Below are 12,327 nucleotides of genomic sequence, written 5' to 3'. Positions count from 1 at the left end.
CCAATTGGTTCCTGGTTCCACCATCTCCCGCCGATATTTCATCCTCGTTACGGCATTGAAAAGTAAACCTGCGTTGATTATTTCCACGCCGTGACGTTTTGCGTGTCGCCTCGAAAAGGCTTGCGTGCCATGGGGAGGCGCCCTCAGAGTGGCACCATGAAGCGAAGACTCATGCCCCTGACGATGCTCGTCGCCGGCCTGACCATCGCAGCTACCCTCATAGCCCCGGAACCGTCCGCGCTGGCAGCCGCTGGTATGCCCGCACCTGGATCACTGGTGTGGAGCGACGAATTCAATGGCCCCGCCGGCACGGCCCCGGACCCCGGAAAATGGACTCACGACACCGGAGGATCCGGCTGGGGCAACGGCGAACTGCAGTACTACACCAACAGCACGAATAATGCTGCAGCGGATGGGCAGGGAAACATGGCCATCACTGCCCGGAGGGAGAATCCTGCCGGATATGAGTGCCACTACGGGACGTGCCAGTACACGTCCTCGCGGCTCCTGACCGCCGGCAAGTTCAGCCGAACACAAGGTCGGTTTGAAGCCCGACTCAAACTGCCCAAGGGGCACGGCATGTGGCCCGCCTTCTGGATGCTCGGCGACAACGTCTTCTCCGACGGTTGGCCCACCAGCGGCGAGCTCGACATCGTGGAGAACGTTGGCAAGGAACCCGGAACGGTCTGGGGAAGCATCCACGGCCCGGGCTACTCCGGGGCCAACGCCTCCAACGCCAGCTACACCCTGCCCGATGGTAAAGCCTTGGGCGATGCTTTCCACACGTTCACGGTGGACTGGGGGCCTGAGTCCATCACCTGGTACATCGACGGAACGGCCTTCTCACGAAAGACCAAGGCAGCAACTCCCGGACCGTGGGTGTTTGACCACAACTTCTTCCTCCTCCTGAACCTCGCCGTGGGCGGCTACTGGCCCGGCGCACCAGCCTCGGATACGGCGTTTCCGCAGTCGCTGCTGATTGATTACGTCCGCGTGTATGAGCTTGCTTCCGTTCCGGCGGCGCCTTCCTCTGCGGCCGGCACGCGCATCCAGGGCTATGCCGGCAAGTGCATTGATGTGGCCGGTCGGCAGGCTACTGATGGGGTCCCCTTGCAACTATGGGACTGCGATACGGCAGCGTCGGAGCAGTGGACTTTCGCTGACAACGGCACTATTCGGTCACTGGGAATGTGCATGGACGTGGCGTGGGGATCAACGGCCAACGGTGCACGGGTCCAACTCACCAGTTGCAATGGCAGTCCGGCACAGCAATTCGTCCTGAACAACGCTGGGGATCTGGTGAACCCGCAGGCGGACAAGTGCGTGGACGCGACTGACTGGAATTCATCCAACGGTGCAAGGTTGCAGCTGTGGGATTGCGCCGGTTCCACCAACCAAAAGTGGTGGCGGATGGCGTAGAAAACGTCCGACGGCGGCGCGCAGCTTGCGGTGTCCGGCGGCTATTGCTGGGGCGGCTGGGGAGCTTCCTGGAGTAGCGGGCCGGGCTGGCAGGTGCGCGCGGCCGTCGCGGCGGTTGTTGGCCGGGCCTGGCCGGCTTTAAGTGGCCAGGCCCGGCCTCTTGTTGTGGTCCGGCACCTTGTTGAGCTTTGTGCTGGTCTATGGAGCCGGCTGGCAGCGCGGACAGAAGTAGATGTCCCGTTCTTCCGTTCCGTCCGGTCCGGAAAGGAGGCCGCGACGTACAGCAGTGCCGCAGCGCCTGCACGGTTGGCGTTCCCGGCCGTACACCCAATACCCGGGACGCATGGCGCGCGGCCCCAGGGTGGTCCTCCGCCCGGGACCCAGGTTTTCGCCGAGGAGCCGTTTGGCGTCGTTGACTGTCTTGGCAAGGTCAGGGACGTCTCGTACGGGCAGGGCAGGGTGAATGCCGGACAAGAAGCACGCCTCGCATCGATAGATATTGCCAATGCCCGCAAGCTTCCGCTGGTCCAGCAACGCGAATCCCACAGTGACGTCCGGTTCGGCGCGAAGCCTGCGCAGCGCTTCTTCCTCGTCCCAGTCGGGGCCGAGCAGGTCCGGCCCCAGGTGTCCGACGATCTTGTCTTCCTCAGCTGTGGGCACCACTTCCAGGATGCCCAGCGAGAATCCGACGGCGTCTACGGAGTCCGTGCGGAGCACGCACCGGGCCGTGTGGCCGGGTTTGGTCCAGCGACCACCCGGTGGATAGATCATCCAGTTTCCCTCCATTTTGAGATGGGAATGGATGGTCAGGGCACGGGGTTTCCTGCTGGCACCGGGTTCCTCGTCAGCAGGGCCCGTCAAGCGCATGAGCAGGTGCTTTCCCCTGGGAACAACCTCGGCCATGGTCCAGCCCGCCAGGTTCAGGGTGGCAAATCGTGGCACGCGGAAATCGGAGGCGTTGATGGTCTTCCCGGCCAACGCCTCGTTCAGCCGTGACGCGGCACGCCAAATGGAATCGCCTTCAGGCACGGATACGGAGTCCCTTCGGAGTGGAGTAGGCGCCCGCGGCCGCCAGGGCAACGGCGATCGGTGTTTCCAGGAGATCGTGGCCGTTGACTTTCTCCATGAAGAGTTTGTCCACGGCCCCGCGTCGCACCACATCAACCAGCGCCTGTGCGGCAACCGTCAGCACGGCGTCGTCCTGGCTGAAGGTGAGCAGCGTCTTGCCGCCACGTTCGACGTAAAGGACCAACGCGCCGTCGACCATCACCACCAGCGCTCCGGCCTTGCGCCCCGGCCGGTGCCCGGAACCGGCGTCAACGGAGAGCGCCGGCCAAGGAAGGGCAGCACCGTAAGGATTGGCGGGGTCAGTAGCGGCAAGTGCAAGCGCGGATGGCTCGGCTTTGGAGATACGGGCGTCCTCCGTGAACGACCTTAATCGGTCAACTGTGGCAGGGACGGCAAACTGGGCGGCCCCCAGATGCTCGATGAAGTAGCCGCGGCGGCAACGCCCGGCTTCCTCCAAACGGGCCAGCACTTTATACATGAGCCCGAATCCGCCGATGATGTTCTCCGCCATGACCGACCCACGCGTCACCACGCCGTAGCGGTCCAACAGAAGCTCAGCCGTGCCGCGGGCGTGGATAGTGGGGTCCAGCTCCGGCGCGGGAAGCGCTGACCAGCGACCCACTGCCGACGGCGGTGCAGGCGCAACACCGCCTGTGGCCGAGCCGTAGCGACCACCCGTTAGCCCGGGAGAGCCCAGCAGGCCCGTCCCATGGGAACGGCCAAGCCTGCTCATGCGCGGGGCGCGGGCCCTCGGCGCTTTGGCGACTTGCCGGTGCGCGGTTTTCCCTCCGGCGATCATGGCCCTCACGGGAGCGAAGGTATCGCCTGTGACGCGGCCGGCCCAGACGAGGTCCCAGAGGGCAGACACCACGGCGTCGTCGCTCAACACTGCGTCCATGCCACCGGCTACATCCGTGAGTTGCCGGAAGAAGTAGCCGCCGCCTGCGCTGAAATGCTCCAAGAGCCGCTGCTGGGCATCGCCGGGTTCGAATTCGGGGTCTGGGTTGAGCGTCAACTCAGCGGAATCGGCTATGTGGAGGCTGATCCAGCCGTCGTTACCGGGGAGGGATCCTGCGCCGGACCATAGGAGTTCGCCGGCGGCCATGAGTTCGTCCAGCATTGCCGGTTTGTAGTCCGCTACCCTGCTCGCAAGTACCAAGGGTTCCCAAGCGGATGCCGGTATGGGCACTCCGGACAGTTGGTCCACTGCAGTGATGATGCCGTCCAACCCCCTAAGTGCCTGGCTTCGGGACTTACCTGGCGAGGTCACGTTCTGCCATGCCGGCAGGAACCGGCCGTAGGCGGCGGTGTCCACGGGTTCCACTTCGGCCCGCAGCGCGGCGAGCGAGCGACGCCGCAGTCTTCGCAGGACCTCGGCATCGCACCATTCGCTGGACGGCGGGGCGTCCACGCTCATGAGCTCTGAGTCGGCTGCCTCGGAGGGCTGCTCCGCGACGGCGTGTGGGCGGAATTCGCCTTCCACCACCCGGCCGTCACCAGCCAGGCGCTTAAGGGCAGTATTGACCACCGCCACGCCCAGTCCCAGCCTTGCTGCAGCCTCCGCCGCGGTGAACGGTCCGTGGGTGCGGGCGTAGCGCGAAACGAGGTCCCCCAGGGGATCGCTGACCGGCTCGATGAACGCTAGCGGCACGCCCATAGGCAGCGGAACACCAATGGCGTCACGGAGTCGCGCAGCGTCCTCAATTGCCGCAAAACGCTCGACGCCGCCGATGGTTACCTTGAGCGCGCGGTTGGTTTTTTGCAATGCCGCAAGGTGGGATCCGGCGTCCACGACGCTGCCATGTGGCGCCGCCGCCGGGGTTTCCCCGAGGCCATCTACCCCCTGGAGCTCAGTTTGCTCCAGCCCTTGGAGCCGCTCAGCTACTTCTTCAACGCTGAGCGGACCGAGCAGCCGCAGTAGGTCCGCGACGCCTTCCATGCCACGAACCCGTCGGTCCGGGGCAAGGCGCTGCAGTTCCAACTCCGTTGAATCGATGACGGCGGCGTCCAGGAGTTCGCGCAGTTCCACGCGGCCAAGGAGTTCGTTGAGGAGTGTGGAGTCGAGGGCGAGGGCGGCAGCCCGCCGTTCCGCCAAGGGGGAGTCGCCCTCGTAGAGGAACTGGGCCACGTAACCGAACAGCAGGGACTTCGCGAAAGGGGAGGGCTGCTGCGTGGTGGTTTCCACGATCCTCAGTTCCCTGCGCTCCACGGATGCCGCAATGTCTTTCAGGGCTGGCAGATCATAAACATCCTGCAAGCACTCCCGCACTGTCTCGAGAACGATGGGGAATGAAGGATATTTCCGGGCGACATCCAGCAACTGGGCAGAGCGCTGGCGTTGTTGCCACAGGGGCTGGCGCTTGGCCGGATTCTGGCGGGGGAGAAGCAGGGCACGGGCGGCACATTCGCGGAACCGGGATGCGAACAGGGCGCTGCCCCCTACTTCGGCGGTGACGATTTGTTCGAGTTCCTCCGGGTCGAAGAGAAAAAGCTCAGCACCGGGTGGTTCGTCTTCCATCATGGGTACCCGCAGCACGATGCCGTCATCGGCCGCCATCGCCGACCCATCCAAGCCATATCGCTGCTGAAGTCGTTGCCCTACAGCGAGTGCCCACGGGGCGTGAACGGGCATGCCGAACGGGCTATGGAGCACTACCCGCCAATCGCCGAGTTCATCGTGGAAGCGTTCCACCACCAGGGTTCGGTCGCTGGGCACAATCTCCGTGGCTTCCTTTTGCTCCCTGAGGTACTGGATCAGGTTGCTTGCGGCGAAGGCATCCAATCCGCTGGCCTGGCAACGTTCCATGGCCGGGGCTTCGTCTGCGGCCGACAGCTCCCGGATGAAGGCACCCAGCGCGCGGCCCAGATCTACGGGCCTGCCGAGGGAATCACCCTTCCAGAAGGGAAGTTTGCCGGGTTGGCCAAAAGCGGGGGACACCAGCACGCGATCGTGGGTGATGTCCTCGATCTTCCAACTGGTGGCACCGAGGGCGAAGACGTCTCCCACCCGGGATTCGTAGACCATTTCTTCATCGAGCTCACCAACGCGGCGTCCTCCCTTGGCAGCACGGGCCGAGGCAGTCGGTTCATTTCCGTCAGCGCTGCTTGGAGAAGCTGAGCCCTCGACTTCCGTGCCGATGATGTACACGCCGAACAGTCCTCGGTCCGGGATCGTGCCACCGGAAGTCACTGCCAAGCGCTGGGCACCGGGCCTGCCCTCAATGGTCCCGGCATGCCGGTCCCAGACGATGCGGGGCCGTAGTTCTGCAAATTCGTCCGAAGGATACCTTCCGGCCAGGAGGTCCAGGGTGGCTTCGAAAGCCGAGCGTGGCAGGCTCGCGAACGGCGCCGAGCGACGGACAGTGCTGAACCACTCCTCGACGTCGATGCTGCCCAAGGCGGTAGCCGCCACTGTTTGCTGGGCCAGGATATCGAGCGGGTTGGCGGGAATACTCAGGCGTTCAATCTGCCCACTCAGCATGCGTTCAACGGTGACGCTGGTGTGCAGGAGATCCGCGCGGTGCTTGGGGAAGAGCACGCCTTCGGAGATCTCGCCGACCTGGTGCCCGGCACGCCCGACGCGCTGCAACCCACTGGCCACCGACGGGGGTGACTCCACTTGGACCACCAGGTCCACGGCACCCATATCGATGCCGAGCTCCAGCGACGAGGTTGCCACAACGCAGCGGAGCCTGCCGGACTTGAGGTCGTCCTCGATCATGGCCCGCTGGTCCTTGGAAACCGAACCATGGTGCGCGCGGGCCAGTACAGGATCGGCGCCGGTGGTGCTTCCAGCCTGCGCCATCATGTGCGCAGGAGTGGCCGTGGAAGCCGGGATTCCGGGGTTGGCGTCGGCCGCCCCAGGAGCCGCCCACTCGCTACCGCCCACCGCCATCAACTGGCGTTCAGCGTAGATCTCGTTGAGCCGGGCCGTGAGACGTTCCGCCAGCCGACGGGAATTGGCGAAGACAATGGTGGACTGCTTGGACAGGACCAGATCCACGATCTGCTCCTCCACATGCGGCCAGATGGAAGCCTGGGGTTGCAGGCCCGATGCTGGCCCGGAGTCGAATGCTCCCGCAGCGCCCTGCAGATCCGACATGTCCTCCACAGGAACCGTGACCGTGAGGTTCCAGTTCTTCTTGGATGGCGGAGCGACAATTTCCACCGGAGCTTGCCCCGCCAGGAACTGGGCCACCAACTCGCGAGGCTGGACTGTGGCGGAGAGCCCGATACGCTGGGCAGGCTTCGGGAGCAGGGCGTCCAGTCGCTCCAGGGAAACGGCCAAGTGCGCGCCGCGCTTGGTTCCGGCTACGGCATGCACTTCATCGATGATGATGGTGTCCACTTCGCTGAGCGTTTCCCGTGCACGGGACGTCAGCATGAGGAACAGGGATTCCGGGGTGGTGATGAGGATGTCCGGCGGGTTGGTCAACAGCGTGCGGCGATCGGCCGCCGTCGTATCTCCTGAACGCACGCCGACTGTGACCAGCGGTGCCGGAAGCCCTAAACGTTTGGCGGTTTGGGTGATTCCGATCAGGGGTGCGCGGAGGTTTCGCTCCACATCCACACCCAGTGCCTTCAACGGCGAGATATAGAGGACGCGCGTCTTGGTCTTGGGGCGCTTCGCCCGCCCCTTGCCGTTGGCCGGGACGGTCTCCAGTCCCGGCAGCGTGTCACTGGGCTTGGAATGCAGGCGATCGAGGGCCCAGAGAAAAGCTGCAAGTGTCTTGCCGGAGCCAGTAGGAGCCACGACCAAGGCATGAGAGCCGGAGGAAATCGCGTTCCACGCCCCATCCTGCGCGGGTGTGGGCTCGGAAAAAGCGCCTAGGAACCATTCCCTGGTTGCCTGGCTGAATCGGCTGATGGCGCCATCCGGCGCCTGCGGCTCCTGCATTCCTCCATCATGCCCCACGGCTCCGACAGAATAAGCCGGAGCCGTGGGAAGACGGTCAGACTGCCTGGAATGCCGTGATGGTCAGGAGCTTTATCCCGGCGTTGCTGCACGCATCGTGGGGCTCAGGGACGAAAAGTGACGCGGTGTCGTTCGGCGGGTAGATCCGGACACCGGCGGCGGGCACCTTGGTGCAGTCGCCGTAGTTGCCGGCTTGGGTGTAGCGGATTTCGGCCCACGCCGACTTTCCCGGAGCCAGTTCAATCCGGGTCACCGGAGTTGTGGTTTCGCGGGTTGCGGGCTCGCCGATCGGTTCACCGTTTGCGTCGGCAGTCAGGGAGACGCCGGCGAAGCCTTCCAGGATGCAGGGAGCCGTGCCGGTGTTTGTCAGTATCAGCTTCTCGTAGATGCTGCCGGCCGCACCGCCGCCTGTCGCGTCTGTTGCGGCGCTGAGGGACGCCGCCTTGCACAGCGCGGGTGCTGCGGGTGCCGCGGATGTAGCTGAGGGTGATGGCGTGGCCGTGGCCGTGGCAGAAGGAGGGCTTGACGTCGCCGGCGCCGAGGCCGACGGCGTCGAGGAAGGTGGCGGGGCACTGCTGGTCCCCGACGGGCTGGGGCTTGGCCCGCAAGCAGCAAGAAGCAACAGCGCAGCGGCTGCCGTCGTCGTCACAAGACCGGTTTTGATGCGCTGAGTCCACATGGGCACCAGCTTGGTTCCGGCCATGGATCGAGTCAATTCAGCCACGGCTGGAAGTGCGGATTGGCGCCCGGATTGTGATCTTCCGGGCACCAACCCGACGTCAACTACTTCGTGTCGGCTTTGGCCACTGCCGGCTTGGCAGCGCGGCTACGGAAGAAGGCAGCACCGCCCAAGCCCAAGCCCGCAATGCCGGCGATCAGGCCGGCCCAGCTGCGGGCCTGCGAACCGTCGTCAGTTACCGCGGAGGCCGGCTCGGTGGATTCCGTCGTTGCAGCGTGGTGGTCGCCTGCTGCATCGGCAGGGGTAATGGTGACCGACGGTGCGGGAGCCTTCAGATCATGCGGGTCCTGGCCTTCCTTGGCGATTTCGGACCAGTCGGTCTGACCCTGTTCGCAAGTCTGCAGCGTGGGGAAGTAGATGGTCTTGCCTGCCGCGTCGGGCAGCTTGACCGACAAAACCAGGGCGTCACGCAGGTGCGGATCCAGAGGCGCTTTGGCCGTGTACACAATCTGGCTTGTGCGCTTGGTGATGGAGGTGCCGTCATCCAGCTTCTTGGGCTCCGCGAGGGTCTCCGTGACCTTCTCCACGGTCCAATTGGGGTTGACCGTCGGCTGGGCGTCGTTCAGTTCCTCGGGGAGCGAAATGGCAACTTTAGTGGTGCCGAAGGTGTCGCAACCGTGGGGGATTCCGAAGGTCACCAGCGCGTAAGAATTGGCCGCGGTTTTGTTTGGATCTGCAGAAACGTGCGCGGATGCTCCGGCCATGCCGGCCATCATCAGGACGGCGGTTCCACCAGCGACGGCGGTAGCGGACAGGGTGCGGCGAATCGAGGATTTCATGGGAAGTGCCTTTCGGGGGCGCCGGATTATGCGGCGCGGGGTACGGGTTTGGGACCCGTCACCTTGCAAAGGGTTTGCTGTTGCGGCGCGCAGATTGTGGCGCGCAGGTGCCGGGTGGAACTAGGTAAGTACGACGTCGGCGGGCGGGCCGCGGCGGCTGTCTTGCCTCAGGTTCCGCCACGGGCGGGGGATGAAGATGTCGGGTGCGCCTACAGCGGCAGTCGAGGCACCGGCGTCGGGCCTGAACACCAACGTGGGCAGGGCGAGCAGCGGCCGCAGCCAGGCGGCGAGCTGCCACAGTGCAGCTTCGCCCTTTGCCAGGACGACGGCAGAAGCAATGGTGGCCAGGACGTGGCCCACAAACATCATGGTGCCAAAGGATGTGCCGAGCTCATGGGTGTGCGTCGCCGCGATATCCAGCCCGGGGCTCAAGGCTTCGCCGCCGAGGTGGTGATTCGTTCCCGGCGCGCTGGCCGTTATCGGGCTCAAGGCTGTGAAAGCTTCGTGAAGTGCAAACTGCCCTGCGCCCAAGAGTCCCGCCAGGGTGAACAAGTTCAGCCTGGACCGGGTGGCGAGTGTGGCAGCCAGAGCCGTCAGGGCGACGAGCGCAAGCAGGACCGGCGCTGTGGGAAGTTCTCCGCCACCCATGACGTGGGCCCCTGCAGCGAGGAGAACCACCACAATCGAGATGGCTCCCGACCGCAACGCATGAAAGGGCGCCCGGGACTGCGATGTGCGCACGGGCCCTCCCTCATCTGTTGCTGCTTGATTGTCGGCGTCTTGATTCTATCGGGAGTTCGGCGCCGGGCAGGACTCGGATGGGTGCCTCTGTGGATAGCTCGGCTTAACCCCTCGGAGAACGGACGAAAGTCGGTTTCGGCGGCTCCGGAACATTCGCTGCCGATCGGGACCGTCGACGGCGAAGCTCAAGTTTCAGGCTTTCCTCACCGCGGGCCATGGCCCAGTGATGATTGGCAGAGAAAGCCGGTTTGAAGAGCCAACTCAGACGGCGAAGCAATGGCTTGGCGGCACTGACCCGCCAGTCGTAGGTGACGACCACCTCCGGACCGTCGGTCTCGAATGTCCATCGGCCCGTGCCGTTGAGGTCACCTTCGGCTGTGAGCGCGAAGCCTTCGAGTGTCACCGGTTCGGTGATAGTGAGTCGCCAACGCAGGGTGTAGGGGAGCCAGCCCTTGGTATGAAGGTCAAAGCATGCACCCACTCCATCCGGTTCGCCTTGGGCTACGGGCGTGACCGTGAGGTAGACGGAGGGCCACCACTTTTTGAGAGCCGCGGCGTCACCCAGGACGTCCACTACTTCCTCGCGTGTACCCGCCACCTGCCACACTGTGACGAACGCGTAGTCGGTGCTTTTCTGTGTGCGCTTGGCCATTGCTGCCTCCGCGGCCCGTCTGGGTTCCGAGGGTGTCTTTCGGCATCCGGCCTCAATCTACGCCTGCCTTCGCCTAAGGGTTAGGTCTCGCGGGTTTGGATCTTCCAAGGCGCTGAGATCCGGTTCCTCAAAACTTCAGCCATTGGTTTTCAGGAGGTCTTTCATGTCGAAGAGTGCTTCCAACGGGGCGGCTGTATCCGTTAGGGGTGCAACAGGGCCACCACCGCAGTCTTCGATGTGCTGGGAGTAGCGATCCACATCGCCTTCCCGCACCACAATTTTCGAGGCAGTTCCACCTGCGCAGCCAGGTTTCTGGGTTTTGATGTTTTTGGTCCGTTCCGGCAGGCTGCGAACCAGATCCGTTACCTTGGTCCACGTCTCCGCCGGTACTGCGGAAGTTTCCTGACGAAGGACATCGCCGTAAGAATCCACGGTGATGGTGGCCTCTGTGCTGGAGGCCTTGATCACGTAGCTGCGGTGGTATTCGGGCGGGACGGAACTGTCTCGAAACGTGTATTCGACTGACGTTCTCGCCGGGTCCACTTCAAGCGGGTTGGGGGCGGAGCAGCCCACGGTCAGTCCGACTGAAACGGCAGCGATGGCAATCCTTGTGATGCGGCAACGCATAAGTCCCCCTTGTCAGCCGGGTTTCATGAGCCCGGTCGTGTTCAAACTAATCTTCCCCCACCCTGTAAAATCCGAATTACCGTGCATATGCCGGTGCTTTGGGGAAGCAACTTTGGGGGCATTAGACAGGCTAGCGCCGCTGTTTTAGCACGCACTCATTGCCAGAGCACAAAGGCAATCCACTCGCATCGAACCCACTTGTGTTTAGCCGCGCCTAAAAACGCGGCGTTTGAAAGGACCCTCATGAGTCAAGATCAGCCTGGCTACACACCACCGCCCGTGCCCCAGGGCTACCAGCCGCCTGCACCCCAGGGTTACCAGGCGCCGCCGGCGTTCGGACAGCAGCCGCAGGAGGGTTTCCAGCAGCCGTACGGCCAGCCTTTCCAGCCGCCGCAGGGATTCCCTCAGCAATTCGAAGCGCCATCCACGCCGCCCAAGTCCTTCCTTGTGACGTGGCTTCTGGCGCTGCTGGTGGGAGTACTCGGCGTTGACCGCTTCTACCTTGGCAAGATCGGCACCGGTATTGCCAAGCTTCTTACCTTTGGCGGCCTCGGAATTTGGGCGTTGGTGGACCTCATCCTGGTTCTGGCCAACAAGCAGACGGATAAGTATCGTCGCCCGCTTGAGGGCTACGACCGCCACAAGTTGGTCGCCCTGATCGTCTCCGCTGTAGTGATCCTTGCCAGCATCGCGTTCAACGTAAGCCAGGGCATAGCCACTACCGCAGCCCTGTCCGCCCCGGTAACAGCTCCGTCTGTTGAGCCTGTCACCAAGTCAACCCCGACGCCCGCACCTGCGGACGATGTGGAAACCAACAGTCGCGGAAACCTCGTGATGGCCTTTGGCGACATAGGCACCATTAGTGACGGCAGGAGCGGCGACGTCCACACCAAGTTCACCGTCAACAGCATCGCGCCGGTCACGTGCACCGAACCGTATGCCCGTCCCTCCGAGAATGGCAACGTGGTGGCAGTTGATATCACGGTTGAGACCACGCCCGAGTTGGCAGAGTCTGCGTACCCAAAGTTCACCTTGAGCGGTTTCGACTTTAAGTACATTGCAGCCAACGGCACCACCTTCAACGGCTCCCTCGCCAGTATCGCGACGTATTCATGCATTCCTGACGCTGAGCAGTTCCCCAGCGCGGGCATGGGGCCAGGCGAGAAAGTCACTGGAAAGGTTGTGCTTGACGTGCCGGCGGCCACCGGGATTCTGGTCTTCGAGTCCGGCCTCGAGGGTGGTTTTGAATACAAGTTCTAATCTCGTGCCCTGAGGGGCGGACGCCGCCGTGGAAGTCGGAAGGGACCGCTCGGTAGCGTTGTAAGAGATACACCGGAACAGGTCCGCTGGTGGAACAAATCAGATTAAGCCCGCTCTGATATGTTCC

The 12,327-nt window shown here is 63.7% G+C and carries 9 protein-coding genes; 2 read left to right on the top strand and 7 right to left on the bottom strand.

What is annotated here, in order from left to right; translation table 11 throughout:
* The first annotated feature begins 156 nt into the window (after positions 1–156).
* The gene (locus A477_RS0106305; protein WP_026005395.1) at positions 157–1,419 is read left to right on the top strand and encodes a ricin-type beta-trefoil lectin domain protein; all 1,263 of its coding nucleotides are present in this window, start codon (positions 157–159) and stop codon (positions 1,417–1,419) included.
* A 198-nt stretch (positions 1,420–1,617) separates the two neighbouring features.
* On the opposite strand, the gene A477_RS0106300 is transcribed toward A477_RS0106305, so the two are convergent.
* The 7 genes from A477_RS0106300 to A477_RS0106270 all read right to left on the bottom strand — a co-directional run bounded on the left by A477_RS0106300 (position 1,618) and on the right by A477_RS0106270 (position 10,940).
* Positions 1,618–2,448 (bottom strand): DNA-formamidopyrimidine glycosylase family protein, encoded by an 831-nt coding sequence (locus A477_RS0106300; RefSeq protein WP_017198172.1) that lies wholly within the window; start codon positions 2,446–2,448, stop codon positions 1,618–1,620.
* On the bottom strand, positions 2,441–7,384 hold the full coding sequence (locus A477_RS0106295; RefSeq protein WP_017198171.1) for an ATP-dependent helicase: 4,944 nt from the start codon (positions 7,382–7,384) through the stop codon (positions 2,441–2,443). The genes A477_RS0106300 and A477_RS0106295 overlap by 8 nt, the downstream gene beginning before the upstream one ends.
* A gap of 55 nt (positions 7,385–7,439) precedes the next feature.
* A complete protein-coding gene (locus A477_RS23470) occupies positions 7,440–8,105 on the bottom strand; it encodes a DUF4232 domain-containing protein (RefSeq protein ID WP_017198170.1) in 666 nt (221 codons plus the stop codon).
* Between the two features lie 80 nt (positions 8,106–8,185).
* Positions 8,186–8,920: a YcnI family copper-binding membrane protein gene (locus tag A477_RS0106285; protein WP_017198169.1), complete on the bottom strand. Its 735-nt coding sequence runs from the start codon at positions 8,918–8,920 to the stop codon at positions 8,186–8,188.
* 120 nt (positions 8,921–9,040) lie between these two features.
* Positions 9,041–9,661, bottom strand: coding sequence for a hypothetical protein (locus tag A477_RS0106280; RefSeq protein ID WP_017198168.1), 621 nt, complete (start codon positions 9,659–9,661; stop codon positions 9,041–9,043).
* Between the two features lie 103 nt (positions 9,662–9,764).
* On the bottom strand, positions 9,765–10,313 hold the full coding sequence (locus A477_RS0106275; protein ID WP_017198167.1) for an SRPBCC family protein: 549 nt from the start codon (positions 10,311–10,313) through the stop codon (positions 9,765–9,767).
* A 135-nt stretch (positions 10,314–10,448) separates the two neighbouring features.
* A complete protein-coding gene (locus A477_RS0106270) occupies positions 10,449–10,940 on the bottom strand; it encodes a hypothetical protein (RefSeq protein ID WP_017198166.1) in 492 nt (163 codons plus the stop codon).
* 243 nt (positions 10,941–11,183) lie between these two features.
* Here A477_RS0106270 and A477_RS22915 point away from each other — a divergent pair, with 243 nt between their 5' ends.
* Positions 11,184–12,200 (top strand): TM2 domain-containing protein, encoded by a 1,017-nt coding sequence (locus A477_RS22915; protein WP_017198165.1) that lies wholly within the window; start codon positions 11,184–11,186, stop codon positions 12,198–12,200.
* The last annotated feature ends 127 nt before the right edge of the window (positions 12,201–12,327 follow it).

The organism is Arthrobacter sp. M2012083, assembly GCF_000281065.1.
In the GTDB taxonomy this organism is placed as follows: domain Bacteria; phylum Actinomycetota; class Actinomycetes; order Actinomycetales; family Micrococcaceae; genus Arthrobacter.
The sequence above is the reverse complement of the archived record's forward strand: the minus strand, read 5'-3'. Positions and strand labels throughout refer to the sequence as shown.